Origin of the sequence: Geoanaerobacter pelophilus, assembly GCF_018476885.1 — a bacterium.
Classification (GTDB): Bacteria; Desulfobacterota; Desulfuromonadia; order Geobacterales; family DSM-12255; genus Geoanaerobacter; species Geoanaerobacter pelophilus.
Genome location: NZ_JAHCVJ010000007.1, coordinates 52,334 through 77,808, shown reverse-complemented (window position 1 = coordinate 77,808; position 25,475 = coordinate 52,334). Strand labels below are relative to the sequence as shown.

27 protein-coding genes are annotated in these 25,475 nt (G+C 55.2%); 19 read left to right on the top strand and 8 right to left on the bottom strand.

Going from position 1 to position 25,475, the window contains the following annotated elements; translation table 11 throughout:
* Positions 1-142: 142 nt before the first annotated feature.
* From KI809_RS16110 to KI809_RS16075, 8 genes are all read right to left on the bottom strand, one after another.
* Entirely contained in the window at positions 143-1,453 is a 1,311-nt protein-coding gene (locus KI809_RS16110) for a homoserine dehydrogenase (RefSeq protein ID WP_214172612.1), read from the bottom strand.
* 154 nt (positions 1,454-1,607) lie between these two features.
* Complete coding sequence (gene nusB, locus KI809_RS16105) at positions 1,608-2,024, bottom strand: transcription antitermination factor NusB (RefSeq protein ID WP_214172611.1); 417 nt, start codon at positions 2,022-2,024, stop codon at positions 1,608-1,610.
* Positions 2,024-2,491, bottom strand: coding sequence for a 6,7-dimethyl-8-ribityllumazine synthase (ribH, locus tag KI809_RS16100; protein WP_214172610.1), 468 nt, complete (start codon positions 2,489-2,491; stop codon positions 2,024-2,026). The genes nusB and ribH overlap by 1 nt, the downstream gene beginning before the upstream one ends.
* A 30-nt stretch (positions 2,492-2,521) precedes the next feature.
* Positions 2,522-3,727 (bottom strand): bifunctional 3,4-dihydroxy-2-butanone-4-phosphate synthase/GTP cyclohydrolase II, encoded by a 1,206-nt coding sequence (locus tag KI809_RS16095; RefSeq protein WP_214172609.1) that lies wholly within the window; start codon positions 3,725-3,727, stop codon positions 2,522-2,524.
* A gap of 38 nt (positions 3,728-3,765) precedes the next feature.
* Positions 3,766-4,410, bottom strand: coding sequence for a riboflavin synthase (locus KI809_RS16090; protein ID WP_214172608.1), 645 nt, complete (start codon positions 4,408-4,410; stop codon positions 3,766-3,768).
* Positions 4,395-5,528, bottom strand: coding sequence for a bifunctional diaminohydroxyphosphoribosylaminopyrimidine deaminase/5-amino-6-(5-phosphoribosylamino)uracil reductase RibD (gene ribD / locus KI809_RS16085; protein WP_214172607.1), 1,134 nt, complete (start codon positions 5,526-5,528; stop codon positions 4,395-4,397). The genes KI809_RS16090 and ribD overlap by 16 nt, the downstream gene beginning before the upstream one ends.
* Positions 5,529-5,566: 38 nt before the next feature.
* Positions 5,567-6,019 (bottom strand): transcriptional regulator NrdR, encoded by a 453-nt coding sequence (nrdR, locus tag KI809_RS16080; RefSeq protein ID WP_214172606.1) that lies wholly within the window; start codon positions 6,017-6,019, stop codon positions 5,567-5,569.
* The gene (locus tag KI809_RS16075) at positions 6,016-6,483 is read right to left on the bottom strand and encodes a deoxycytidylate deaminase (RefSeq protein ID WP_214172605.1); all 468 of its coding nucleotides are present in this window, start codon (positions 6,481-6,483) and stop codon (positions 6,016-6,018) included. The genes nrdR and KI809_RS16075 overlap by 4 nt, the downstream gene beginning before the upstream one ends.
* 98 nt (positions 6,484-6,581) lie before the next feature.
* Here KI809_RS16075 and KI809_RS16070 point away from each other — a divergent pair, with 98 nt between their 5' ends.
* The 19 genes from KI809_RS16070 to KI809_RS15980 all read left to right on the top strand — a co-directional run bounded on the left by KI809_RS16070 (position 6,582) and on the right by KI809_RS15980 (position 25,468).
* Positions 6,582-7,160, top strand: a complete 579-nt coding sequence (locus KI809_RS16070; RefSeq protein WP_337833330.1) for an HD domain-containing protein — start codon at positions 6,582-6,584, stop codon at positions 7,158-7,160.
* Between the two features lie 75 nt (positions 7,161-7,235).
* Entirely contained in the window at positions 7,236-8,228 is a 993-nt protein-coding gene (locus KI809_RS16065) for an AAA family ATPase (RefSeq protein WP_214172604.1), read from the top strand.
* A gap of 2 nt (positions 8,229-8,230) precedes the next feature.
* Complete coding sequence (locus KI809_RS16060) at positions 8,231-9,139, top strand: DUF58 domain-containing protein (protein ID WP_214172603.1); 909 nt, start codon at positions 8,231-8,233, stop codon at positions 9,137-9,139.
* Position 9,140: 1 nt separating this feature from the next.
* On the top strand, positions 9,141-9,707 hold the full coding sequence (locus KI809_RS16055; RefSeq protein ID WP_214172602.1) for a hypothetical protein: 567 nt from the start codon (positions 9,141-9,143) through the stop codon (positions 9,705-9,707).
* Entirely contained in the window at positions 9,704-10,699 is a 996-nt protein-coding gene (locus tag KI809_RS16050) for a vWA domain-containing protein (protein ID WP_214172601.1), read from the top strand. Before KI809_RS16055 ends, KI809_RS16050 begins: the two co-directional genes overlap by 4 nt.
* 1 nt (position 10,700) lies before the next feature.
* Positions 10,701-11,675 (top strand): VWA domain-containing protein, encoded by a 975-nt coding sequence (locus tag KI809_RS16045; protein ID WP_214172600.1) that lies wholly within the window; start codon positions 10,701-10,703, stop codon positions 11,673-11,675.
* Complete coding sequence (locus KI809_RS16040) at positions 11,672-12,418, top strand: hypothetical protein (RefSeq protein WP_214172599.1); 747 nt, start codon at positions 11,672-11,674, stop codon at positions 12,416-12,418. Before KI809_RS16045 ends, KI809_RS16040 begins: the two co-directional genes overlap by 4 nt.
* A gap of 3 nt (positions 12,419-12,421) precedes the next feature.
* Positions 12,422-13,717 carry a BatD family protein gene (locus tag KI809_RS16035; protein WP_214172598.1) on the top strand — a complete coding sequence of 432 codons (1,296 nt, stop codon included), beginning with the start codon at positions 12,422-12,424 and terminating at the stop codon, positions 13,715-13,717.
* A 298-nt stretch (positions 13,718-14,015) separates the two neighbouring features.
* Positions 14,016-14,735, top strand: coding sequence for a PEP-CTERM sorting domain-containing protein (locus KI809_RS16030; protein WP_246559460.1), 720 nt, complete (start codon positions 14,016-14,018; stop codon positions 14,733-14,735).
* Positions 14,736-14,830: 95 nt separating this feature from the next.
* Entirely contained in the window at positions 14,831-17,227 is a 2,397-nt protein-coding gene (locus KI809_RS16025; protein ID WP_214172597.1) for a PKD domain-containing protein, read from the top strand.
* Positions 17,228-17,299: 72 nt separating this feature from the next.
* Entirely contained in the window at positions 17,300-17,941 is a 642-nt protein-coding gene (locus KI809_RS16020) for a hypothetical protein (protein WP_214172596.1), read from the top strand.
* 68 nt (positions 17,942-18,009) lie between these two features.
* Positions 18,010-18,729: a YdjY domain-containing protein gene (locus KI809_RS16015; protein ID WP_214172595.1), complete on the top strand. Its 720-nt coding sequence runs from the start codon at positions 18,010-18,012 to the stop codon at positions 18,727-18,729.
* Between the two features lie 20 nt (positions 18,730-18,749).
* Complete coding sequence (locus tag KI809_RS16010) at positions 18,750-19,919, top strand: prenyltransferase/squalene oxidase repeat-containing protein (protein WP_214172594.1); 1,170 nt, start codon at positions 18,750-18,752, stop codon at positions 19,917-19,919.
* A gap of 77 nt (positions 19,920-19,996) precedes the next feature.
* Positions 19,997-21,199 carry a 3-dehydroquinate synthase gene (locus tag KI809_RS16005; protein WP_214172593.1) on the top strand — a complete coding sequence of 401 codons (1,203 nt, stop codon included), beginning with the start codon at positions 19,997-19,999 and terminating at the stop codon, positions 21,197-21,199.
* Positions 21,196-21,498, top strand: a complete 303-nt coding sequence (locus KI809_RS16000) for a hypothetical protein (protein ID WP_214172592.1) — start codon at positions 21,196-21,198, stop codon at positions 21,496-21,498. Before KI809_RS16005 ends, KI809_RS16000 begins: the two co-directional genes overlap by 4 nt.
* Positions 21,495-22,298 carry a TatD family hydrolase gene (locus KI809_RS15995; RefSeq protein ID WP_214172591.1) on the top strand — a complete coding sequence of 268 codons (804 nt, stop codon included), beginning with the start codon at positions 21,495-21,497 and terminating at the stop codon, positions 22,296-22,298. Before KI809_RS16000 ends, KI809_RS15995 begins: the two co-directional genes overlap by 4 nt.
* A complete protein-coding gene (gene eboE, locus KI809_RS15990; RefSeq protein ID WP_246559459.1) occupies positions 22,274-23,401 on the top strand; it encodes a metabolite traffic protein EboE in 1,128 nt (375 codons plus the stop codon). The genes KI809_RS15995 and eboE overlap by 25 nt, the downstream gene beginning before the upstream one ends.
* Positions 23,379-24,749 (top strand): alkaline phosphatase family protein, encoded by a 1,371-nt coding sequence (locus tag KI809_RS15985; protein ID WP_214172590.1) that lies wholly within the window; start codon positions 23,379-23,381, stop codon positions 24,747-24,749. Before eboE ends, KI809_RS15985 begins: the two co-directional genes overlap by 23 nt.
* On the top strand, positions 24,746-25,468 hold the full coding sequence (locus tag KI809_RS15980; protein WP_214172589.1) for a UbiA family prenyltransferase: 723 nt from the start codon (positions 24,746-24,748) through the stop codon (positions 25,466-25,468). The genes KI809_RS15985 and KI809_RS15980 overlap by 4 nt, the downstream gene beginning before the upstream one ends.
* Positions 25,469-25,475 lie beyond the last annotated feature (7 nt).

Sequence of the window (25,475 nt, the reverse complement as noted above, 5' to 3'; positions counted from 1 at the left end):
CTCTTAAGGGCTAGATCTTCATCTTTCATATTTTAAATTAACCCTTCATCTGTAACTTATTGACTGTTTTGTTTCTACACAAAAAAGGCGCTGAGGGAATCGATCCTCCAGCGCCTTTTTGCAGTAAATCATTACAACCCGATTACTCCAAATTATCTTCAATCCTGATCAGAATACTCTTGCCATTGATCACGTCGAAAGCGTCGATCTCGGCCAGGGCGGCGCGGATTTCGCTCTCTTTGGCCTCGTGGGTCATGATCACGATCGGCACCGTCTCGCCGGCGCTGCGCCCCTGCTGGATCATCGACTCGATGCTGATATTGTGGTTGCCGAGCGCCCCGGCAATCTTTGCCAGCACTCCGGGCTTGTCCTGGGCGCTGAACCTTAGGTAGTACTTGCTGACGATCTCGCCGATCGGCTTGATCGGCAGGGTGGCAACGCTGTCATCCAGGTAGCCGAGCGGCGCCGAGCGGCGTACCGCACCGGCCAGGATGCTCCGGGAGACCTCGATCACATCGCCAACCACGGCACTGGCGGTCGGGTCCATCCCAGCCCCACGGCCGATGAACATGACCGCGCCGACGAAATCGCCGGTCAAGCGAATCGAGTTAAAGACACCGTCCACGTCGGCGATCGGGTGGCCAACCGGGATCATGGTCGGATGCACCCGGACCTCGATCCGGCCGTTGTCCCGCTTGCCGATGGCGAGCAGCTTGATCTTGTAGCCAAAATCCCTGGCAAAGTTGATATCCAACGCCGAAACCGAGCTGATCCCCTCGGTGTAGATGCTCTTGAAATCGACCCGTGTACCGAAACAGAGCGATACCAGCAGGCTGATCTTGTGCGCAGTATCGATCCCCTCGATATCAAAGGTCGGATCGGCCTCGGCGTAACCAAGCTCCTGGGCGGTTTTCAGCACATCGCCGAAATCGGCCCCCTCCTGGGTCATCCTGGTGAGGATGTAGTTGCAGGTGCCATTCAGGATGCCAAGCACGGTCTGGAAATTGTTCCCAGCCAGATTCCCCTTGATTGCCGACAGCACCGGGATGCCACCGCCAACTGCGGCCTCGAATAGCACCTCAACGCCACGCCGGGCCGCTGCTGCGTAGATTTCGTCGCCATGAAGCGCCAGCAACGCCTTGTTGGCGGTAACCACATGCTTGCCATGCTCTATTGCCCTCATTACGAAGGTCCTGGCCGGCTCGTAACCGCCGATAAGCTCGATGACAATGGCGATCTGCGGATCGCACAGCACCTGGTCGACATCGGTGGTGAGTACGCCATCAGCCAGCTGTACCCCGCGATCCGTGGTAATATCAAGATCGGCTATTTTTTTCAGCACCAGGCGGGCGCCGGTCTTCTCAGAGATCAGTTTTTCGTTCTGCAGCAGAAGCTTGGCAACTCCGGCGCCGACAGTGCCGAAACCTACCAGGCCAACATGTATCTCTTCCATTTATTCCCTCACACTATAGCTTCGCCAAAATTCCATCTGCGGCGTTATGCTCAATCTATCGTCACTGCGACGTAGCCTACGGCTACGACTCATTCCTCAGATTTCTCAAGCCTTGCAACTGGAGCTTTTTGCTGTGCCATTTAATAGTTTAAGATTAAAAAGGTTTCTCCGGTACTGATGCAGCTATCTCGTCCAGTATGCCGTTGATAAAGGCCGGCGACTCTTCGGTACCGAACTTCTTGGCAATCTCGATCCCTTCATTGATCGTCACATTCCGCGGAATATCCTGGCGATGGATCAATTCAAAGGTGGCAAGCCGCAGGATGTTCAGGTCCACCTTTGACATCCGGCCCAGGGACCAGTTCTTCGATTTCTCCTCGATCAGGGTGTCGATCTCTTTCCGGTTATCAACCACCCCTATTACCAGCTGTTCCGTGAACTCCCGTATTGCCTGAGGCGCCCGCTGGCTCTCCCAGAACAGAGACAAACCGATGCGGATACCAACCGGGTTGAGGTCCAGCGCATAGAGGGCCTGAAGTGCCAATTCCCGCCCTTCTCTCCGAGCCCCCACTATTTAAGCCCCTTGAGAACATTGGCGGTTTCGATGGCAGTCACGGCGGCATCGAACCCCTTGTTGCCGGCCTTGGTACCGGCGCGTTCCACAGCCTGCTCAATGGTGTCGGTGGTGAGCACGCCGAACGCCACAGGACAGCCGGTCTGGAGGGAAACCTGGGCAACCCCCTTGGAGACCTCGGATGCCACGTAATCAAAGTGCGGTGTTGATCCACGAATCACGGCGCCGAGACAGATCAGGGCATCGTACTTGCCGGACTCAGCCATCGCCTTTGTCACCAGCGGGATCTCAAAGGCACCGGGAACCCTTGCCACCTCGATCTTTTTATCGTCAGCGCCATGCCTGATCAGGGCATCCAGCGCCCCTTCCAGCAGACGCTCTCCGATGAAGCTGTTAAAACGCCCAACCACGATGCCAAACTTAAGCCCCTTGGCGTCCAGGTTACCTTCAATGAATTTCGGCATATCTATCCTCCGGAAACTGCAATAATGTCCTCAGACATTCTCGATAAGATGTCCCATCTTGTCACGCTTGGTCTTCAGATACTTGATGTTGCTCTTGGTCGGCTCCACCTCTATCGGCACCCGCTCGACAATATCAATGCCATACCCTTCCAGGCCGACGATTTTCTTCGGGTTATTGGTCATCAACCGGATTTTCTTGACCCCCAGATTAACCAGGATCTGCGCCCCGATGCCGTAGTCGCGCAGGTCGGCCTTGAAACCGAGCGCCAGGTTGGCCTCGACCGTGTCCTGCCCTTCATCCTGCAGGGCATAGGCTTTAAGCTTGTTGATCAGGCCGATGCCGCGCCCTTCCTGGCGCATGTAGAGGACAACCCCCTTACCTTCCCGGTCGATCATCTCCATTGCGGCATGAAGCTGGTCGCAACAATCGCAGCGGCGGCTGCCGAAGACGTCACCGGTGAGACATTCCGAATGGACCCGCACCAGAACCGGCTCATCGCCATGGATCTCTCCCTTGACCAGCGCCAAGTGCTCCAGATTGTCGATATCGTTTTCAAAGGCGATCGCCTTGAAATCGCCGCCGTACATCGTGGGAAGCTTGACCTCGGCGGCGCGCCTCACCAGCGACTCGTGCTTGAGCCGGTAGGCCACGAGATCGGCAACAGTGCAGATCTTGATGCCGTGCTCCTTGGCGAATTTCCGCAACTCCGGAAGACGCGACATGGTGCCGTCGTCGTTCATGATCTCGCAAATCACTCCGGCCGGTTTAAGCCCGGCCAGGCGTGCCATGTCAACCGATCCTTCGGTCTGGCCAGCCCTAACCAGAACCCCGCCGGCCTTGGCGCGCAGCGGGAAGACATGGCCGGGACGGGCCAGGTCTTCAGCCTTGCACCCATCAGAGACAGCGGTCAGTATGGTATGGGCGCGGTCGGCAGCAGAGATCCCGGTGGTAACCCCTTTCTTGGCCTCAATGGAGACAGTGAAAGCAGTGCCGAATGATGAAGTGTTGCTGGAAACCATCAGCGGCAGCCGGAGATGGTCGCACATCTCGGCGGTCATACTGAGACAGATCAGGCCACGGCCAAACTTGGCCATGAAATTAATCGCCTCAGGGGTGATTTTTTCCGCTGCCATGGTCAGATCGCCTTCGTTCTCACGATCCTCATCATCCACCAGGATAACCATCTTCCCCTGGCGAATATCCTCTATTGCATCTTCTATCCTGGCTACAGGCATGCGAAGCTCCCGAATTCGTTTCTCAATTGGTCTTTATCTCACAAAAAGCCGGCTTGTGCAAGCGCCTCAAGGCTCAACCCGCCACCACTTCCACCCTTGCCGGTCAACAGGCGCTCCACATATTTTGCCAGGATATCTACCTCAATATTTACCTGGTCTCCGGGACGCCTCAGGTGCAATGTCGTTGCCTGTGCCGTATGCGGGATGATGTTTACCGAAAACCGTTCCCGCTCCACTTCGTTCACGGTAAGGCTCACGCCATCGATAGTGACGGAACCCTTGGCAACGAGATAGCGGCAATACTCGGCAGGGAGCCTGAAGTCAAAGACATGATTGCCGGAGATCTCTTTCCTGCCGGAAACCAGAGCAGTACAGTCCACATGACCGCTCACCAGATGCCCGCCCAGGCGGTCGGAAAGGCGCAATGCCCGCTCCAGGTTCACGGCGGAACCGGGCTTCAGCCGGTCAAAACCGGCAGCGCGGAGCGATTCCGGCGAGACATCAAAGGAAACAGTCCCGTCCCCCTTGGTAACCACCGTGAGACAGACCCCATTGATCGCCACTGAATCACCGATGGCGATCTCTGCCAGGGGCAGAGCAGTAGCCACTTCCAGGGCCGCTGCTGCGCCATGCTTTTCGAGACGGGCCACCCGCCCCACATCTTCTATCAGGCCGGTAAACATCGGTAATTCGGCTCTCCTTCCACGATAATGTCTGCTCCGCAGCGACGAACCGCAATGTTGCCGAGCGGCACGGCATCCGCCATCACCCCGGCCCCGCTGCCATTGAACAGTCCGATCCCCTCGCCGCCCACCAGTTTCGGGGCGTAGAAAAAGAGACAGCGGTCAATCAACTGATTATCGAGCATGGCACCGGCCAGGCCGGCCCCGCCTTCGAGCAGGATCGACTGGATGCCTCGGCCGCCAAGCTTGGCCATGAGATCCGGCAGATCAACCCTGCCGTTCTTTTCCCGGCAGGGAAGGACCTCTGCGCCAAGCGCCTCTATGGCTCGGATCTTCGCCGGATCGTCCGCAATGGTGGCAATAAAAGTCCGCGCCCCTGAATCAACAGTTAACACCTTTGCACTCAAGGGAGTTCTCAGCTTGCTGTCGATGATTACCCGCTGCGGGTCGCGCCCCCCCCTGATCCGGCAGGTAAGCTGCGGATCATCGGCCAGTACCGTGCCGATGCCGACCATGATGGCATCGCTCTCGCCCCGTAGTTTATGAACAAGCCTGCGCGAGGCCTCGCCGGTCACCCACCGGGAATCGCAGGATGCAGTAGCGGTCTTGCCGTCAAGGGTCATGGCGCTTTTCAGGGTAACAAACGGGAGGGTTGTGGTGACGTGTTTGATAAAAGGTCGATTGATGACCCGGCATTCTTTCTCCAGAACGCCGATGGTTACCTCTATTCCGGCAGCTCTCAGCTTTTCAATGCCGCGGCCGGCAACCTTGGGGTTGGGATCGACCATGCCGACATAAACCCTGGCGACTCGAGCTTCGATAAGCGCATCAGCGCACGGCGGAGTCTTGCCGAAGTGGCTGCACGGCTCAAGGGTTACATAAACATCGGCGCCTTTGGCCAAACCCACGGCATCCCTGAGGGCATGCACCTCGGCATGGGGGGTTCCGGCGCGCCTGTGCCAGCCCTGGCCTATTATCTCGCCATTACGTACGATGACGCAGCCGACTGCAGGATTGGGCGAGGTCTTGCCGATTCCCTTACGGGCAAGGGACAGGGCACGCCGCATGAACTGTTGGATATCCGCCACGTCAAAGCTCTCGGTGAAATAATGTGCCATGCAAAGAACGGTACTGGGACGGCATTCGGTCCGTCATGCTACTTTTTCAGAAGGTCCTGCAGTTCTGCCATGAATTCGTTGATATCCTTGAAAGAGCGATATACCGAGGCAAACCTGACATAGGCGACCTGATCGACCTGGTGAAGCTCGTTCATCACCCACTCGCCGATCATGGTGCTTGGAAATTCCCGCTCGCCGCTCTCCTGAAGCCTTGTTTCCAGCCGGTCCACCATCTGTTCGATCTGTTCAACCGATACCGGCCTCTTCTCGCACGCCTTCTGGATGCCGCCGATCACTTTCAGGCGATCAAAGCTCTCCCGGCGGCCATCCTTCTTGAGCACCAGGGGCAGGATGTCCTCCACCCGCTCGTGGGTGGTGAAGCGCTTGCCGCACGACTCGCACTCGCGGCGGCGACGAATGGTCGACCCCCCTTTGTCCGGCCGGGAATCGACAACCTTGGTGTCGTGATAGCTGCAAAAAGGGCATTTCATGACTCTTCACCTGCGGCTTCAGCATCGAAGCGATCCACAATGACTCCTGATTCAGCTATCATACTGGCGGCAAGCTGGTCTGAATAGCCCTCTTCGTAAACCACCCGCTTGATGCCGGCATTTATAACCATCTTAGTGCAGATAATGCAAGGCATTGTTGTCGAATAAAGAGTGGCCCCTTCAATGCTGGTACCATGCTTGGCAGCCTGGATAATGGCATTCTGCTCGGCATGGAGCCCCCGGCAGAGTTCGTGACGCTCTCCGGACGGAACCCCCATCTGCTCACGCAGACAACCGACATCCAGGCAATGGGCCACCCCTGAAGGGGCGCCATTATAGCCGGTTGCCAGGATATTCTTGTCTTTCACCAGAACCGCCCCGACCTGGCGCCGCAGGCAGGTGGAACGCTTGGCAACAAGGTGCGTTATTTCCATAAAGTATTGATCCCAGGTGGGACGAGCCATGTGTCACTCCGTCGAATGCGCGTTTGCGCAAAGTTACCCGATAATCGGCAACAGGTCAAGGAGAGACGGCTCAGGCGACTCTTGACAGCACTCGGGCCATGAAGGCATACTCACCCGATATGAATCCTTACACCTTGATCGAAAAATACTTTCCTGACAGCAATGCCCGCACCATAATACTAGAGCACAGCCGACTGGTCGCACACAAGGCGCTGCGTATTGCCCAGTGCCTTGCGGCTGAGATCGACCTTGAATTTGTCGAGCAGGCGGCCCTGCTCCATGACATCGGGGTATGCCGGATATCCGCCCCTGATATCGGCTGCCACGGTGCGGACAATTACCTCTGTCACGGCATCCATGGCCGCGCGATCCTCGAAGCAGAGGGGTTTCCTCGTCACGCCCTGGTATGCGAACGCCATATCGGCGTCGGACTGACTGCCGATGAAATACTAACCCGCAATCTGCCGCTCCCGGCCCGCGCCATGGGCCCGACGTGCATTGAAGAAGAGATCATCTCTTATGCTGACCTGTTTTACTCCAAGACCCCAGGCAAACTGACAACAGAGAAGAGTGTCGAGCAGGTTCGCTCCGGACTCGCCAGGTTTGGCGCCGAAAAGCTGGTTATCTTCGATCAGTGGCTGGAGCGGTTCGGCAACCCGTGTTTACCTTGTGGATAAGGTTATTGGAGATCACCTTCTTGTACTCCCCTGTTTTTGATGTATTTTTATGATTAAACTGAACCGGAGTGAACCGTGGCCACTAACAGCAACGACAGCAATGACCGGATCCGCAAAGCAAGCGAGTTCATCCCGAAGCTGATCTCTTCGATGGAGAATGTACTGGTCGGCCAGCACCAGTTGATAGAGCGGCTGCTGATCGCCCTGCTCTCCAACGGGCACATCCTGATCGAAGGGGTTCCGGGGCTGGCCAAGACCACGGTAGTCAAGACCCTGGCCGGTTTGATCGACGCCAGATTCCAGCGGATCCAGTTCACCCCGGACCTGTTGCCGGCCGACCTGATCGGCACCCAGATCTATAATCCGCGCGACGGCCACTTCTCAACCAGAAAAGGGCCGATCTTTGCCAACATCGTGCTCTCCGACGAGGTGAACCGTGCCCCGGCCAAGGTCCACAGCGCCTTGCTGGAAGCGATGGAGGAACGTCAAGTAACCATCGGTGAGTCCACCTATCCGCTGGACGACCTGTTCATGGTGCTTGCCACCCAGAACCCGATCGAACAGGAAGGCACCTACCCGCTCCCCGAGGCGCAGATGGACCGGTTCATGCTCAAGATATCAGTAGACTACCCCTCATGGGATGAAGAGCGGGAGATTATCAGGCGCTCGGCCCGTACTGCCAGAACCAGCGAGACAGAACCGGTAATCCATCCTGCCGATATCCTGCGGGCACGGGCAGCTGTCGATGAGCTGTACCTGGACGAGAAGATCGAACAGTACATCCTCGACATTGTCTTTGCCACCCGCGATCCGTCCCGCTGCGGAATGGAGCGGCTCGCGCGCTACATCGACTTCGGCGCCTCCCCACGCGGGAGCATCTATATGGCCATGGCCTCCAAGGCGCTGGCATTCATCCGCGGCCGCTCCTATGTGGTGCCTCAGGATATCAAGGAAATTGCCCCGGATGTCCTGCGTCACCGGATCATAACCACCTACGAAGCGGACATTGATGGCATGACCACCGATTGCCTGATTGCCGAGATTCTGGCCAACGTCAGGGTCCCCTGATCATGAAGGCTCGCCAGCAGACCACGCCAACTGAGCATCCTTTCAGTCATCTTAGCGTCCGAAGCCTGCAGATCAAGGCGGCGCACCTTGCCACCGGAATCTTTGCCGGAGAATACCTGAGTGCCTTTCGTGGGCGGGGCATCGAGTTCGAGGAAGTGCGCGAGTACCAACCGGGCGATGATGTCCGGACCATCGACTGGAATGTTACGGCCCGGCTTGACCGCCCCTTTGTCAAGCGCTTTGTCGAAGAGCGGGAACTGACGCTCATGATCCTGCTCGACTGTTCCGCATCCATGGATTTTGGCACTGTGCGCGCAACAAAGCAGGAAACCGCAACGGAAGCAGCGGCACTGCTCGCCTTTGCCGCACTCCGCTCCAACGACCGGGTCGGCCTGTTTACCTACGGCGGTGGCCGGGGGCATTTCCTCGCTCCGGCCAAGGGAAAACGCCATGTCATGAGATTGGTGCACCAGGCGCTCGCACCTCCCCGGGAAAATGAGGCCTCTGACCTGGAAAGCGCGCTTACCTACCTGCAGAATGTCATCAAGGGGCGTGCTCTGGTTTTCATTTTTTCCGACTTCCTTGACCCGATACCGGTGAGGTCGCTTGCGACACTAGCCGCTCGCCACGACCTGGTAGCCGTTCCAATAAGCGATCCGGCTGACAGGGAGTTGCCATCAGCAGGGCTCGTCCAGTTGATTGACCCGGAAAACGGCGCATCCCGGTTAGTGGATTCGTCCAGCCGGCTGGTCCGGGAAAGTTACCGGAGATTGGCCGCCGGACGGCTTGCAGAAATGCGCAGCAGGATCTCCTCAAGTGGCGCTGAAATCCTCGATTTGGACACGCGGACACCGCCGCTGCATCCCCTGATCCGGTTCTTCAGAAGCCGGGGACGACAGAGGAGACAGTGACATGGTTCGTCACAGTGTCGTTCTGCTTGCATTCTTCAGTTCAATTACCGGCCGCCTCTATGCTGCAACTACTCCCCCCGAGGCAATCCGCGCTATCCATGGCCCCATAGCCCCGACAGGCCTTCCCCCTTTTGCCTTAACTGCCGCAACCGTTGCTCTCTGCAGCCTGGCTATTTTCTTGATATTCAGAGGCAAGCCACAGGCAGTGCCCATAACTTCTCCGGCAGAGGATGAATCGGAACCGCTCGCTGCATTGCTGGCAACCATTGCTGACCAGTACCACCAGGGAAAAATCGATGGAGCCGCTCTCTGCGACAGGCTTACCACACTGTTGCGCCAACACCTCTCCCGGCTGGCAGACGCCGAACTCTCGCATCTGACCTCCAAGGAACTGCTCGATATCGCACAAGAGCTGCTGGCATCTGATGCGTTCAAGCAGGTGGCCGAGCTTTCCAGTTTCTGTGATTCAGTAAGGTTTGGCGCTGTGCAGCCTCAGGATGAACAGTCACTCCGGGCCATCAGCATAACGGCTCAGTTGCTGCAGCCCGGCACAGGAGCCAGGGCATGAGCTTTCACGACCCTGCGGCACTGTTGCTGCTTCTGCCACTGACGATTATCTTTATCAGCCGCCTGCGCCGCAGCAATGCCGAGCAAATCAGATTCCCCGCTATGGACCTCCTGGAGCGCCTCCCGATTACGCCACGGCAGAGGATTGCCTCTGCTCTGCCATTTGCGCGAGGAGCCGCGATTATCCTGATGGTACTGGCACTGGCAAGGCCGCAACTGCTGGTCCGGGAAGTCTCGGTAACCAGCAGGGGGATCGATCTGGTGCTGGCCCTTGATATTTCGACCAGCATGCTCGCCATGGACCGTGCCGCAGGAAAAGACGGCAAAGCGAGACTGCAGATAGCCAAAGATGTCATGCGGGACTTCATTGCCAAGCGCGACGGCGACCGCATTGCCGTGGTTGCCTTTGCCGCCCGCCCCTACCCGGTCGCCCCCCTGACGCTTGATCACCAGTGGCTGAACAGCGCGATTGAACAGCTCAATACCGGCGCCATCGAGGATGGCACTGCCGTCGGCGATGCCTTGCTGACAGCAGTGAACCGCCTTCGTACCTCTCCAGCCAAAAGCAGAAGCGTACTGCTGGTAACCGATGGCCGGAACAATGCCGGTGCCGTCGCCCCGGCAGTTGCGGCCCAGGCAGCAAAGGCACTGGGCATAAAAGTTCACACCATCGGCATCGGCGCTAACGGTGTGGCAGTCTTTCCGGTGGAAAACCCGCTAGGCGGGATAACCTACCGCGAGGTCAAGGCTGACCTGGATGTGGCCACTCTTTCCGATATTTCCCGCACCACCGGGGGCAGATTCTTTCTCGCCACTGATGCCGATACCCTCGGTTCGATTTTCAGAGAGATTGACCGGCTCGAAAAACGACCGATTGAAGAAAAGGTCAGCAACAGCGCTCAAGAGATGCTGACACCGTTGCTGCTGACGGCAATAGTCCTGATGCTGGCCGAGACCATAATCCGGGCAACCTGGCTGCGAAGGGTGCCCTGACATGACTTTTGCCGCCCCAGAGCATAGCTGGCTTCTCGCTGTTGTCAGCGTCGCCGCTGCGATATCAATCCGGTCTGAATTCAGGAGGAAGAAAGCTCTGGTCGCATTTGCCGAACCTGATCTGGCAGAACGGATCTGTCACCTCCCCTCTCTGGCATGGCGCGTTGGCCGGACAATAATTTTCTCTGCTGCCCTGCTGCTGGCGGTTATTGCCCTGATGCGTCCGCAATGGGGGCTTATCACCGAGGAACAGACCAGGAAAGGGCTCGACATTGTCATCGCCCTTGACCTCTCCCGCAGCATGTTGAGCGATGACCTCAAGCCATCCAGACTTGAGGCGGCAAAAGCTGCCATCAGGAAACTGTTGGACACCCTGCCCGGAGACCGGGTTGGCATCCTGGCTTTTGCCGGGACAGCCTTCACGGTATGCCCGTTGACCAGCGATTATGCGATCGTGGCCAGGATGGTAGATGAACTGGGACCGGCTACCGTTCCAATGGGCGGCAGTTCGATCTCGGCGGCCCTGAATGAGGCGCAAAGGACCTTCCGTGCCTCCCCTGAGCAGGGACGCATCCTGATACTGGTCAGCGACGGTGAGGATCATGGCGGTGAAATCCCGGCAGCACTCCAGAAGCTCCGACAAGCGAAGGTAACGGTCCTGGCGGCATTTACCGGAACTGAGGAAGGTGGCCTGATTCCCTTGGGAAGCGGAATTTTTGTCAAAGACCGGCAGGGTGCCGTTGTCAAAAGCCGGGGCTCTCGAGCGACCATCCACAGCATCGATCCGGCAGCCATCCAGCTACAGGGGGACGCTACTGGTCTTGAGTCCTTGCTGCAGCGAGCCCGCTCAATCGGCGGGGAAACCGTACGCAAAGAGCATCGTCAACGGCTGGCCGAACGATTTCAGTGGCCGCTGGCCGCTGGCCTGGCACTCATCGGCATTGCCAGCCTGATGGGGAGGCGAGTAACCCCATGAACCGTCCGGTAAAAATATGCCTGGTTCTGGTCGCCATCGCGCTGATAGCCGCTGCAGTGAGGTTTGACCTGTTACAGTACAAAAACAGCCGAGCCTATGCCAGCTTCCGGCAGGGCGATCTCAATGGAGCTCTTGCTGACTGGTCACTGCTGAGGGACAATAAGGAAGCAGCGTATAATCGGGGCGTGGCCTTTTTCCGAAAAGGCGAGCTGGAAAAGGCTGCCACCGAGTTTAAAATTGCAGCAGCCTCGGCAAAGCATGCCGTGCGCCAGAAGAGCCTTTACAATCTTGGCACGGTCATGCTGAAGAGTGGAATCAGCACCTCAGACCAGAATACTGCCAAGCAACGGCTGGAAACGGCTACGGTAGCCCTGCAAGACGCCTTGCGCCTCGATGCCGGTGACATTGATGCCCGGCACAATGAGGCCATCGCCAGCTCATCCTTGGCAGCAATAAACCGGCAGATTTCTCTAAAACAACAGGGTGAAAAAACTCACCAGGAAACGCCTCAGGCAAAACAACAGGACAAAGCCAAAAAGGGCGAACAGAGCAACCAGCCGGGGAAGCCAAGCGAGGAAACAGCCGAAGGGGATGCCAAAGGAAAATCCCGCCAAGCGCGCCCTATGAGCAAAGACGATGCAAACCGCCTGCTTAACGATGCCCGCGGCCGGGAAACCCTCCGCTCTGCCACGGCAGCAGGTTCAAAACCGTCTAACATGGCCCCGCCGGATAAGGACTGGTAAAAGATGAAACCTTATCTGCTAGTTATCATTATTCTTTGTTCTGTGATCCCCGGCTTGCCTGCGGCTGCCGAGACAACTGTGCCACCAGGCATTACTCTCAACCTGGAACTCGGCAAAGAAAAGGCCTATCCCGGCGAAACAGTGCCGGTAACCGTTATCCTCCACATCAAAGGGGTCTCTATCCGCAATATTGGCTATCCACGCCTTGCTCAACCTGATGGTGGCCTGATATCCTTCCACCCTCCCACACAAAGCATAGATAAAGAGGATACCGGCATAACAGCCTATCGATTTTCCGGCCAGTTTACCGTCGGCAACCAAGGGACTGGCAAAATCGGCCCGGCAACCCTTGACTGCGAAGCCATGGAGCAGGCAACCGGCAGCGCCGCATTTTTCGGAGAATCGGTCCCTCACAAGGTCAGTGTCTCCTCTCAGGTTGAACAGCTTCAGATATTAGCGTTGCCGACTAGCGGCCGACCTGGCTCTTTCTCGGGAGCTATCGGCAACTTTTCAATGACTGTGACCGCCAAGCCGGAATCTGTGGCCATCGGCGATCCCCTGACTGTTGCTACAACCATATCCGGCACCGGCAGTTTCAGTAACGCCGCCTGCCCCACGATCACCGGAGCCGGACTGCAGAGTTTTCCGGTTCGATCGACAAGGACAACCGGAAAACTTGGCTGTGAACAGGTTGTCGTACCGAAGGACCGACTGCCGTTGCCGGCGATTGTCTGGAGCTACTTTAATCCCGACAACGGAACGTACAAAACCCTTTCACACCCGATTCATGCAGCTTTCAAAAATGAGACAAGTGCAACCAAGGCAATCGCGGCAAAATCGACCGCTGTTGCCGTCAGGGAGTCAACATCACGTAACAACCTATTAACACTTCAGATGACTATTACCGCCACTGTAATAACACTCTTTCTGGTTATATCCGGAGGAGTGATCGTTTCCCGAAAGAGAGCGGCAGAATTCCCGATTCAACCCGACCGCAGTGTGCAACAGATGCTTACCGAAGCCGATAAGGTTTTAATAACCGGTGATGTCGAAAAGTTTTACACTATCATCTTCGGGATACTACAACTTATTGTCGCCGCAAAAACCAACCAGCCCCCCTACGCCATATCAGGTATTAGGGAGATCAACCATAGCAAAAACCCTATAGACACAAACCTAATAACACTGTTCCATCGATGTGACAGGGTGAGATATGGACAGTGTCTCCCGGATTACGCTGTAATGAACGCCGATTTTGATCTTCTTAAACGAGTGTCATCTAACCAAAACTTACAGTAGCGTATACATATCCGACGATGGTCCGCTAAGCCGCACATCTCTTTACCTCTGATATTTCGAATAGTTACCCCAAGACCAACAAGCAACAATAGTTGCAGCCAATGTCGGCTTTCTTTACACCCCACCAGAATTACATTTTTTCACAAATAATTACACTATGTTACAGATGGCACTATTTATGCTGAATGCTTATTCAATCCACTTCTATGTGCTCTACACCGTTTAAAACGTAGTTAGATCTAAATTTAATTTTTTTTAAAACAAGTCTCAAGACAACAAAGGAAAGTGAGGTACGAACATGAAAAAATTAGCATCACTATTGGCAGCAGTGGCATTTGCAGCAATTGCCATGACAGGTTCGGCATTCGGTGCAACCTACAATTATGGCGAAACAAACGGTTTATTTATGTATTACAGTAACAGTGGTAGTGGATCAGTGAGTGCAGATTGGGGTACCCTGAATAGCGATAACAGTACAAGCACTGCTGGCCTCGGGACTTTCAAATTGACATTTACCGGAGCTGGTGATTACAAAGCTGGTGCGTATCTCGACATGGAAATCGATCAGTATGTGAACTCATGGTGGAATGAAACCGGCATCGCTCACAACACCGCTGCTCAAGATGCTCGTCTTTCCTGGCAATTCCTTGCTCCTCTTGTTGGCGACCCTATCGATTTGAACCCTTTACTTAACCTTGACAACAGCATTCTGGCCGGTCCCGCAGACATGGCCGTTGCCTTGCTCTGGAACTTCTCCCTGACTGCAGGGCAGAAAGCAACCATAACCTTTAACTCCAAAACCGCTGCGCCAGAAGCAGGCTTTTTCCTTCAGCAATACGATAACGGGATACTTGACGGAGAGCAATTGAGCGATCCGGCTTCGGTCTTTTTCTCCAGCTCTATCAGCGTCACCAATATCGACAACAACAATCCGGTTCCAGAGCCTTCAACCATCGTGCTGCTCGGCGCTGGTCTTGCCAGCCTGGGCCTCTACGCCCGTCGTCGCAACAAAAACTAAGCTAAACCTGCAATGAAATGATGGGAGACCGGACAGCTACCGGTCTCCCAATTGAATAAGCCGCTGGCAATAAATCTATTTTTAAGGAGGTTTTTATGAAAGTCAGTCAATGGTTGAAGAATACCCTGCTCTTAACCGCCATCCTTTCACTGCTCCCTCTTGTAGCCTTTGCAGATCCGCCTGTAGTTAAGACTGTACCGTGGGTTGTCACCAACCCATTGATCCCGCACGACACTTACTCGGGTAAAGCGATCCGCCTCAAGGGAACGAGCGATGTTCAGGGCAACAACATCAAGTACACCTGGGACTTTGGTGATGGTTCACCGGTAGCAACTGGCACAGTTACCAACCAGTATAACATTGAAGCGCTTCATACCTATACCGATGCAGTTAACAAAATCTTTACCGCCACCTTGACAGTGCAAAACACGACTACCGGCGAAACCGGCAGCAAGAACTACTTCGTAAGGATCCAGGAGAAGACCCTCCCTGTCGAAGTCAATATTGCCATTGACGAAGGTTTGTGGGAACTGCACAAATCCATGACAAGATCGACATCCGGCGGCTTGCTCTATGGCAATTGGTCATCTTGGACCGGTTACTATGCAATACAGGGCGCAAACGTCAATGCTTTTGAGGTCAACGGCCACCTTGAAGACGGTCCCGTTTCCAACCCTTATACCGAGACGGTCAAGCGCGGTATGAATACGCTGTTCACCTACCTTGCAACACAAGGCACCCCGGTCCAGACTCTCGGTAATCCTGACTCCAACGGCAACGGCTTCGGCATCCGTGTTAATCAGGGCAACGAGTATTACCAGGGTGGCGCTATGATGGATGCCATCATCGCCAGCGGTACCCCGGACAAGCTGGCAACAACCGGCCCGGTTAATGTAACTGGTCGGAAATATAAGGACATCGTCCAAGACATGGTCGATTATTATGCCTATGGCCAGTATGACGATGTACGTTACGGTGGCTGGCGCTACGGCACCAACCAGTTCCCTGACAACTCCGCCTGTCAGTGGGCTGCCATCGGCATGATCCCGGCTGAACGCAACTGGGGACTTACCGTCCCGGCTTGGGTAAAAACAGCAAATGCAAACTGGTTGACCTATTCGCAACATCCATCAACCGGCTGGTTCGGCTACACTGATATCAATTACATCTGGGGGCCGTTCGCAACAACCGCCTCTGGCATGGTGCAGTTGGTGTTTAACGGCATCGGCCGCGGCAATCCGGCATGGGACAAAGCCGAAACCTTTATGCGCAACAATTTTGACGGCGCAGGCTATAGCTATCCCATGAAGTCCCAAAACTACTACGGCATGTTTTCCTTTACCAAGTCGTTGCTCCTGCATCAACCGCCGATTACCAAGCTACACTCTACCAGTGGCCCGGTTGATATCGACTGGTATGCTGCAGAGGTGGCAAAAGGGGATCCCACTGACGGAATTGCCCGAGCACTGGTCAATGCCCAGCATGCCGACGGTTACTGGTGGTACCATAATCCGAGCGGGGAACAGTATCCATTCGAGACAGCCTGGGCAATCATGATGCTCAAGCAGACTATGTTCGAGGCTGGTGCGCCGGTAGCAGTGGCAACAGCAACCCCGAATCCCGGTGTTGCTGGCCAGACCATCAACCTGAGCGGCTCAAGCTCTTACCACCAAGACCCGGCCAAGACTATCGTCAAGTGGGAGTGGGATCTTGACAACAACGGCACCTTTGAAACAGTCGGTCCGAACGTAAGCAAATCCTGGCCTGTGGTAGGCAACTACCCGGTTAAACTCAGAGTAACGGACAACAACTCTCCGGTAAAGACTGCGGAAACAACGCTAACTGTACTGATATCGATACCACCACTTGCGCCGACAGCCAATGCAGGCGGCCCGTACTACTTCTGTCCCAACAAGACCTGGTTCCTGGATGGCACCAAATCCATAAACCCGGATAACGGCCAGAGCGAGCCTGGAATGCCGGTTGACTACATCAAGTCATACCTCTGGGATCTTGACGGAGATAATGCGTTTGACGACGCCAGTACTGCTCAACCCGATGTTACTGCTTTCTTCACCGGCAAACCGTTGGGTGCATATCTGGTTTCGCTGAAGGTAACCGACAACACTGCTGCATCTTTCCCCAGCAGTGGCTTTGGCGACCTGAGCAGCACCGCTTCGGCCGAGGTAGTTTTGAAAGCAGCAACCGATCCTGCTTGCAACGCCTGCACCACTCTCAAGGCACAGCCAAAGAGCGGCAAAGTAGGTTTGACTTGGCTTAAGAAGGCAACAGCCAAGAGCTACAATATCTACAAAAGCACTACCCAGGGCGGTCCATACACCAAGATCGGCACCGCACCCGGCAGCACCATCTTCTACTATGACGGCAATGTTGTGAATAACACTACTTACTACTATGTCGTACGGGAAGTTGGGGCAAATGGTAGCGAATACTGCCAGTCCAACGAAGCAAGTGCCAAACCTACGTTGTAATCTAGATTTTTTAATCTGATTAATGAGGGGGCCTGTTAACACAGACCCCCTTTTTTCTCCGAGAGGTGACAGATGCGCTTTTTACGTTCTGCAATCGTATTTGTATTATCAATACTCATTCCCCTTGCCACTACAGCATCATCACTGCCGAGGGTTTCTGGCGTTGTTGGACAAGAAGGGGCATGGGTATTGGCAATTATCGAAACCGATGCGGGCGCATGCAGTGTTGTCTCAAGAGGTGACAAAATAGGCGATGGAATTGTTGCAGATATTTCGTCGCGTGGTTTGCAGATTACGTACGATTCTAAAACGGAATTCCTTCCGCTGCAAGGAGGTTCGTTCACAACAACTGCCGATGATCGGCCTCTCGATGCTGCGCGAACAGCATCGCTCAAAGTATCTCGTGAACAGGTAGTCTCAGCCCAGGACAGCATAGTTGGGAAAGCTTCTTCAGCAAAAAAACAGTCTGTGAATGAGATATTAGGACTCCCTCTTGCTGCGCAGATTTCAGCAATTAATGGTATCGCGGTTACCTCTCAGCAGGAGGCGAGCAAGATGCTGCTTGATCAGCTTAAAAGTGGCACCCTCCCTCGCATCAACATTTCCGGTGTTCCGGGACTGACTGAAATTTATGTTGTCCCTGATTCTCAGCCTGAACAACAAGTAGATAACAGTGATATCCCGCCATGGGAACGAGTTAAAACACCCCGTTAAGCAACAAAATCCGAGAGACACTGACAAAGGAGAACTTGTAAATGCGAACGTCCCTGTACGCTCTTTTCATGACATTCATATTTTCATTATCTGCTTTTGCTGATGGCCCGCCACCACCACCGCCGTTCGATCCTTCTGCGGTTACGCCTCCGATTGAAGGTGCTCCATCCTCTTTCACGGAAAAAGGTTCTGACACAGTAATTGACAAGGTATCGCCCGGCGTTTACAAGATCGGCGCTATTCAAATAGACAAGGATAAGAAGACGGTATCTTTCCCTGGCGAAATTAATATGAATAAAGGTATGCTGGAATACCTCCTGGTGAGAGTTGGTGGCAAAACCCATGAAAGCCTGCTGAGAACCAAAGTTGAGCCATATCAACTGCAGATTGCCTGTCTGCTTATCGGCCTTGAGGGAACATCCAAGCCCCTTGATTTTCAAGGTGATCCGCGCATGCCAGAAGGTACGCCAGTAGTCATACAGTTGAAGGTAGCAGACAAGGATGGTACATTTACTGAGATAAATCCTGAAATATGGCTGGCCAAGACGGTTGATGGCAAGCTCCAGGCTGTGACTAATAGTTCATGGGTTTTCACCGGCTCAACAATCCGCGATGGGCGGTTTCAAGCCCAGTCAGATGGGTCCATTATTGCGATATATCACGATCCTGCCGCCATAATCGATAATACCTCCAAGGGAGGCGATAGCGATAAGGTATGGTCGGTAAAAGAAGGTTCTGTTCCTCCCGTTGGAACTCCAGTTACGATTTCTATCAAACCTGCCAGATAACTGAAAGGAGAGACATGTTCATGAAGAAATTGAGTCTCGCTGTTATTATTGCCACTATGCTTTCCTTCCCTTTCGCAGCATGTGCCGCTGACAAGGTGGTAACAAAATCCAAGCCCGATCTCTCGCTAAAGCTGGAACTGGAAAACGCCATCGGCAAGGGGCTTACCTGGCTGGCAGCCAAGCAGCAACCAGGCGGTTATTGGGCTCAGGCTGAATATCCGGCGCTGTCGGCCCTTGCCTTGACTGCATTTCAGGGTGATCCGTCAAAGTTCTACAAAAACAAATATGAAAAAAACATAAAGAACGGCTATGACTACCTGGTGAAGAGCGCCAAGCCTGATGGCGGTATCTATGGCAAGGACCTAGCCAACTACAATACCTCCATTTCCATGATGGCGCTGCTCATGGCCAACAACCCGTCCTATGAACCGCTGCTCAAGAAGGGGCGTAAGTTCATCATCGGCCTGCAGGACGATTTCGGGGAAAAAGGGATGGGCGACGACCCGCTTGACGGCGGCATCGGCTACGGCGGCACTTACAAGCACTCCGATCTGGCCAATACCACCTTTGCCCTTGAAGCCCTGTACTATACCCGCTTTCTGAAAAGCGATGTGGCCAACGATCCGGACGCCAAGGATCTGAACTGGCAGGCTGCCGTCCAATTCATCAGCCGTACCCAGAACCTGCCGGCATCCAATGACCAGCCATGGGCTAGCGACGATCCGGCCAACAAAGGAGGCTTCGTCTATTTCCCGGCAGACAGTAAGGCAGGAGAACAAAAGCTGGAAAGCGGCAAGACTGCGCTCCGCTCCTATGGCAGCATGAGTTACGCAGGTCTGCTCAGCTTTATCTATGCCCAGGTGGACAAGAACGACCCGCGGGTCAAGGCGGTCATTGACTGGCTCTCAAAGAATTATACCCTGGACGAAAACCCCGGCATGGGACAGGACGGGCTCTACTATTACCTGCACACCATGGCCAAAGGGCTCTCTGCGGCCGGTGTAGATACCCTGACCCTGAAGGACGGCAAAAAGGTCAACTGGCGTCAGGACCTGGCTCGCAAGCTCCTTGACCTGCAGCGTGAAGACGGTTCCTGGGTTAACAAGAATGGTCGCTGGTGGGAGAAAGACCCTCACCTGGTAACCGCTTATGCAACGATTACCCTGGAGATCCTGCACCGGGGACTATAGGCTGACCGGTCTAGCTGGCAACTCACCAAAGGCGAAGCTTTGCGGCTTCGCCTCCTTCTTTCGCCATGGGAGGAATCATGCAGACAATACATCAACAATTCACGGTCAGCTACTCCTACCCGGTAACCTTTACCCGAGACATCTTCAACTCGAAAAATCACGTTCTTATTGATCTGCTCAAGAAGAGCGGCAAGCCTGTCAACCGTTCCTTGGTGGTAATTGACAGCGAAGTCGCCAGGCTTATGCCCGGACTGGTCGAAGATATCAGCAAGTACGGCAAGGACCACTCAAGTGTGCTTGAGTTCGTTGCCCCACCGTTCCTTGTCCGTGGCGGTGAGATCTGCAAACATGAACCGATTGAGGTTGAAAAAATCCACTCGCTGGTCGAGCGGCATCGCCTCTGCAGGCATTCCTTTATTATTGCCATCGGCGGCGGCGCGGTGCTTGATGCTGCCGGCTATGCGGCGGCGACAGCCCATCGCGGCGTGCGCCTGATCAGGATGCCGACCACGGTTCTGGCGCAGAACGATGCCGGGGTCGGGGTAAAAAACGGGGTCAATGCCTTTGGCAGGAAAAACTTCCTCGGCACCTTTGCCCCGCCATTCGCCGTTATCAATGATCTCGATTTTCTCAAGACCTTGCCAGAACGGGATCTGCGTTCCGGGATCGCAGAGGCGGTTAAGGTTTCTTTGATCCGTGACCGCAACTTTTTTGATTCCCTGTATGCAGACCGTAAAAAATTGGCCTGTTTTGATCCAGCAGCTATGGAACAGATGATAACTCGCTGCGCCGAACTACATCTGCAGCATATCGCCGGTGGCGGCGATCCCTTTGAATTCGGGTCATCACGACCGCTCGATTTCGGCCATTGGAATGCCCATAAAATGGAGGAATTGACTGGCTGTGAACTACGCCATGGTGAAGCTGTAGCCATCGGGATCGCCCTTGATTCCATCTATTCGAACATTGCCGGTTTGTTGGGTGACCTTGACCTGCATCGGATCCTGACACTCCTCGACGATCTCGGCTTCAGCCTCTATCACCCGGCCCTATCCTGGCTTGATGTTAAAAAGGCCTTGAACGACTTCCAGGAGCATCTGGGAGGAGAGTTATCGATCCCCTTGCTCACAAGCATCGGCAAAAAGATCGAAGCACATCACATCGATACAGCCCTTATGAAACGAAGCATTGAACTGCTGGCTGATCGCGCAGCACTCAGAAATCCGGCACCAGCCAACCGACCGACGGTAACCGACCGAAACCAGGGAGAGCTCAGATGACACCGCACTACCGCCAACTCAACGCCACCGAAATTCTCGATCTCTACTTTATAGAAAACCGTGCCCGGCTCCTTGATATCGCCTCGTTTCTTGACAGGATCGACCGCTATGAAGGATCGGATGAGGCCAAGGCCGATTTCCGTTACCAGGCGTTGGTAAATGCCGCGAAACTTCTGCACAACTCTGATACTGGCAGGACTGTCGCCATCCAGAATTCGTTCAGTGATCCAAGCACCGAGCCTCTGGAGAGTGCCATTGGCCTGAAGGCGGTCGGCGCCTGGGATGGGGGTAAGCAATGAAGGCGATCGATCCCCATATCCACATGGTCTCACGCACTACTGACGACTATCTGAAACTTGCTGTCAGCGGCATTCACACGGTTTCTGAGCCTGCCTTCTGGGCCGGGTTCGACCGGAGTTCTGCTGACAGCTTTCGCGATTACTTCTTCCACCTCACTGTTACTGAACCGGCCAGAGCCGCACGATTCGGCATCAAGCATTACTGCTGGATCGGTCTTAACTCCAAGGAGTCCGAAAATCTACAGCTTGCCGAAGACGTGCTGGCCATTATGCCGGAATTTCTCGATCGCCCGACAGCACTGGGTATCGGCGAGGTCGGTCTGAACAAGAACAGCCGCAACGAGATCAAAATTCTGGAAAAGCAGTTGGCACTGGCGGTCGACCGCAATGAACTGCTCCTGATCCACACCCCGCACCTTGAGGACAAACTGAAGGGGACCCGGATTATCATGGACATGATCCTTTCTGAACCGCGCATCAAGCCGGAACGGGTGCTGATCGACCATGCCGAGGAGCATACCATCAGGGAAATCAAGGATAACGGCTTCTGGTTCGGCCTGACCCTGTACCCCAATTCCAAGGGGAGCCCGGAGCGGGCCATTGATGCGGTCGAAATCTACGGCACCGACCGGATCTGCATCAACTCCTCGGCAGACTGGAGCGTCAGTGACCCGCTTTCGGTGCTGAAATGCGCCAATGAAATGCGGCGACGCGGCCATCCGGATGATGCAATCAACAAGGTTTTCTACGACAACCCGAAGGCGTTTCTCAGCCAATGCCCCAAATTCAGCGCCGCTTGATTACCTACTGCACCAACATCCATCCCGGAGAAAGCTGGCAAGAGACCTTCACGGCACTGCGTCAGCATCTTCCGGCCGTGAAGTCCGCCGTTTCCCCTAGCGCCCAGTTCCCCATAGGGTTGCGGCTATCAAACATTGCCGCCAGCCAGTTGAGCGAAACAGAAAACCGTAAGTTCAAGACCTGGCTGGAAGAGCAGGACTGCTTTATCCCCACCCTGAACGGCTTCCCGTTCGGCTCATTTCATAATGACCGAGTCAAAGAACAGGTTTACCTGCCGGATTGGCGCAGCCCGGAACGCACCGCCTATACCAACCGTCTGGCAGACCTGCTTGCGGGCTGGCTTCCGGAACACCTTACCGGATCGATCTCGACGGTGCCGTTAGGATTCAAGGGAGTTGTTACTAAAGAGGATCTCCCGGCAATAATGAAACAGCTGCAGGGGGTGCTTGCTCATCTTGTAACCATATATGAAGAACATGGCAAAAAGATCATGCTGGCGCTGGAGCCTGAGCCGGGATGCCTGCTGGAGACTACCGACGAGGTCTGTAGCTTCTTCGAGAATCTCGAACTGCCGGATCGGCTGCGAAGTCACCTTGGTCTCTGTTATGATTGCTGCCACCAGGCAGTGGAATTTGAAGAGCCGGCTGCGTCGCTTGCCCGGTTGAAGGCATCCGGTGTCGAAATTGCCAAGTACCAGATTTCCTCTGCCCTTAAAGTTGTCGACCCTGCCCTGCCCCTGTTGCAACCTTTTGCCGAGCCCTGTTACCTGCATCAGGTTGTGATTCGCCGCAGGGATGGTACCATAGCCAGGTATATGGACCTCGGGCCGGCCCTTGCCGACCATGACCGACAACCAGGGGACGAATGGCGCTGTCACTTTCATGTGCCGATCTTTCAGGATCAGTATGACGGTCTGAGCACAACCCGCTCGTTCCTTGAGGAACTCCTGCCGGAGGTGCCGGCCGGAATACTGCTGGAGGTTGAAACATACACCTGGGAGGTTCTGCCGCCAAGTCTCAGGTGCGAACCGGTCACCGGTTCGATCATCCGCGAAATCTCCTGGCTCAAGGAGCAGCTTAATGCAGCGTACAGTCGTCCTTAATGTCGTCGGTCTTACCAAGTCGCTGCTAGGCGGGCCTGCGACGCCGCACCTCAACCGGTTCCTGGCCCAATCAGTGCCGATTGCGGCCATTACCCCTGCCGTGACCTGCTCTGTTCAGTCGTCCTACCTGACCGGCACCCTCCCATCGGAACATGGCATCGTTGCCAATGGTTGGTATGATCGCGCCCTCGGCGAAGTCATCTTCTGGAAACAGTCCAACCTGCTCGTTTCCGGGGAGAAGATCTGGCACGAGGCAAAGCGCCGCAATCCGTCATTCACCTGCGCCAACAGCTTCTGGTGGTATGCCATGCAGAGCGCTGCCGACATTACCCTGACCCCCCGCCCCCTTTACTGTGCCGATGGCCGGAAACTTCCCGACTGCTATTCGGTGCCGATGGAGCTGCGTGACCGCTACAACGCAGAGTTCGGTCAATTCCCGTTGTTTCAGTTCTGGGGACCGGCAACCTCGATCGTGTCCAGCGACTGGATCGCTAAAGCGGCCATGGCCGTGGAAAGGGATTTTTCGCCGACCTTGCAGCTTGTTTACCTACCCCACCTCGATTACTGCCTGCAGAAATTGGGGCCAAAGGGTGATCTTAGCCGCGATCTGAGCGAAATAGATGCCGTGTGCGGCACGCTGTGCGACTTCTTTACTGAACGGGGATGCCGGATCGTCGTGCTCTCCGAATACGGCATCACCGAAGTATCTCGTCCGCTCCACCCGAACCGGATCCTGGCCGAGGCAGGACTGCTGTCGCTGAAAGTCGATCAGGGCCGCGAATATCTCGATCCCATGACCAGCAGGGCCTTTGCTGTTGCCGACCACCAGGTAGCCCATATCTACGTCAGAGACAAGGCTGATATCGCCGAGGTAAAGCTCTTGTTCTCAAAAGTGCCCGGGATCGAGCAGGTTCTGGATACTGAGGGGAAGAAAGCTTACGGACTGGACCATGAACGGTCAGGAGAACTGGTGCTGGTTAGCGATAGCGCAAGCTGGTTCACCTACTACTGGTGGCGTGATGACGCCAAGGCCCCCGATTATGCGCGGACAGTGAATATCCACGCCAAACCTGGTTACGATCCCTGCGAACTGTTTCTTGACCCTGCCATCAGCTTCCCCAAGCTGAAAATTGCCGGAACTTTGGCGAAGAAACTCCTCGGGTTCCGGTACCTGATGGATGTTATTCCGCTGGATGCCACTCTGGTAAAAGGTTCGCACGGCAGGATCACTGACACACCCGATGAAGGGCCGCTGTTCATGACCAGTGCCCCTCAACTGCTTGAAGGTAGCGCCATTACCGCAACCGATGTCCGCAACCTGCTGCTGCGCCATATCTTTGAAGCATGACCAGTCGCTATTCCGCAACATTCAAGGCATACCTCGATCTCTGCCGGGTCAGCAACCTGCCGAGCATCTGGACCAATGTCCTCTGCGCTTTTGTCCTGGCAACCGGGCTGTTTGCCCCTGGCCAGTATCTAGTCCTTGCCGTTGCCCTCTCCTGCTTCTATCTGGCGGGGATGTGCCTCAACGATGTCTTCGATGCTGAACACGACCGGGCACACCGCCCTTCCCGGCCGATCCCATCGGGGCGGGTGACGCTGCGCGGTGCAGTTACCTTCTCTGCTGCGCTGCTGACAGCCGGTTTTCTGCTGCTCCTTGCCCTCCCCTTCCGCCAGGGGCTGCTTGCCGCTCTATTGTTGCTCATTACAATCATCTGGTACGATCGGCATCACAAAAAGAACCCGCTGAGCGTGCTGCTGATGGCCTCATGCCGCTTTCTAGTCTTTGCAGTTACGGCGCTGTCGGCAACCGGCATGCTCAAGCTGCCGGTAATAACGGCTGGGAGTGTACAGTTTCTTTATGTGGTCAGCATCAGCCTGGTGGCGAGGCATGAGAACAATAGGCCTAAACCGTTTGCCCGGCCGGTAATCCCGCTGATGCTGGCCGGGATCTGCCTGGTTGACGGCCTTATCCTGGCAATCCTGGCAGCACCTGCCTGGATGATTGCCGGGGTCTGTGGAGCGCTGCTGATGCACGCCGGGCAGAGGATGGTTCGCGGGGATTAGTTACTGA

Bases quoted from the DNA above. Each gene is read 5' to 3' on its own strand.
- KI809_RS16045 (WP_214172600.1), top strand. From the start codon at position 10,701: ATGACTTTTGCCGCCCCAGAGCATAGCTGGCTTCTCGCTGTTGTCAGC.
- ribH (WP_214172610.1), bottom strand. From the start codon at position 2,491: ATGCCGAAATTCATTGAAGGTAACCTGGACGCCAAGGGGCTTAAGTTT.
- KI809_RS16050 (WP_214172601.1), top strand. From the start codon at position 9,704: ATGAGCTTTCACGACCCTGCGGCACTGTTGCTGCTTCTGCCACTGACG.
- KI809_RS16090 (WP_214172608.1), bottom strand. From the start codon at position 4,410: ATGTTTACCGGCCTGATAGAAGATGTGGGGCGGGTGGCCCGTCTCGAA.
- KI809_RS15985 (WP_214172590.1), top strand. From the start codon at position 23,379: ATGCAGCGTACAGTCGTCCTTAATGTCGTCGGTCTTACCAAGTCGCTG.
- eboE (WP_246559459.1), top strand. From the start codon at position 22,274: ATGCCCCAAATTCAGCGCCGCTTGATTACCTACTGCACCAACATCCAT.
- KI809_RS16040 (WP_214172599.1), top strand. From the start codon at position 11,672: ATGAACCGTCCGGTAAAAATATGCCTGGTTCTGGTCGCCATCGCGCTG.
- KI809_RS16070 (WP_337833330.1), top strand. From the start codon at position 6,582: ATGAAGGCATACTCACCCGATATGAATCCTTACACCTTGATCGAAAAA.
- KI809_RS16020 (WP_214172596.1), top strand. From the start codon at position 17,300: ATGCGCTTTTTACGTTCTGCAATCGTATTTGTATTATCAATACTCATT.
- KI809_RS16005 (WP_214172593.1), top strand. From the start codon at position 19,997: ATGCAGACAATACATCAACAATTCACGGTCAGCTACTCCTACCCGGTA.
- KI809_RS15995 (WP_214172591.1), top strand. From the start codon at position 21,495: ATGAAGGCGATCGATCCCCATATCCACATGGTCTCACGCACTACTGAC.
- nrdR (WP_214172606.1), bottom strand. From the start codon at position 6,019: ATGAAATGCCCTTTTTGCAGCTATCACGACACCAAGGTTGTCGATTCC.
- KI809_RS16060 (WP_214172603.1), top strand. From the start codon at position 8,231: ATGAAGGCTCGCCAGCAGACCACGCCAACTGAGCATCCTTTCAGTCAT.
- ribD (WP_214172607.1), bottom strand. From the start codon at position 5,528: ATGGCACATTATTTCACCGAGAGCTTTGACGTGGCGGATATCCAACAG.
- KI809_RS16095 (WP_214172609.1), bottom strand. From the start codon at position 3,727: ATGCCTGTAGCCAGGATAGAAGATGCAATAGAGGATATTCGCCAGGGG.
- KI809_RS16025 (WP_214172597.1), top strand. From the start codon at position 14,831: ATGAAAGTCAGTCAATGGTTGAAGAATACCCTGCTCTTAACCGCCATC.
- KI809_RS16000 (WP_214172592.1), top strand. From the start codon at position 21,196: ATGACACCGCACTACCGCCAACTCAACGCCACCGAAATTCTCGATCTC.
- KI809_RS16075 (WP_214172605.1), bottom strand. From the start codon at position 6,483: ATGGCTCGTCCCACCTGGGATCAATACTTTATGGAAATAACGCACCTT.
- KI809_RS16010 (WP_214172594.1), top strand. From the start codon at position 18,750: ATGAAGAAATTGAGTCTCGCTGTTATTATTGCCACTATGCTTTCCTTC.
- KI809_RS16015 (WP_214172595.1), top strand. From the start codon at position 18,010: ATGACATTCATATTTTCATTATCTGCTTTTGCTGATGGCCCGCCACCA.
- KI809_RS16110 (WP_214172612.1), bottom strand. From the start codon at position 1,453: ATGGAAGAGATACATGTTGGCCTGGTAGGTTTCGGCACTGTCGGCGCC.
- KI809_RS15980 (WP_214172589.1), top strand. From the start codon at position 24,746: ATGACCAGTCGCTATTCCGCAACATTCAAGGCATACCTCGATCTCTGC.
- KI809_RS16035 (WP_214172598.1), top strand. From the start codon at position 12,422: ATGAAACCTTATCTGCTAGTTATCATTATTCTTTGTTCTGTGATCCCC.
- KI809_RS16030 (WP_246559460.1), top strand. From the start codon at position 14,016: ATGAAAAAATTAGCATCACTATTGGCAGCAGTGGCATTTGCAGCAATT.
- KI809_RS16055 (WP_214172602.1), top strand. From the start codon at position 9,141: ATGGTTCGTCACAGTGTCGTTCTGCTTGCATTCTTCAGTTCAATTACC.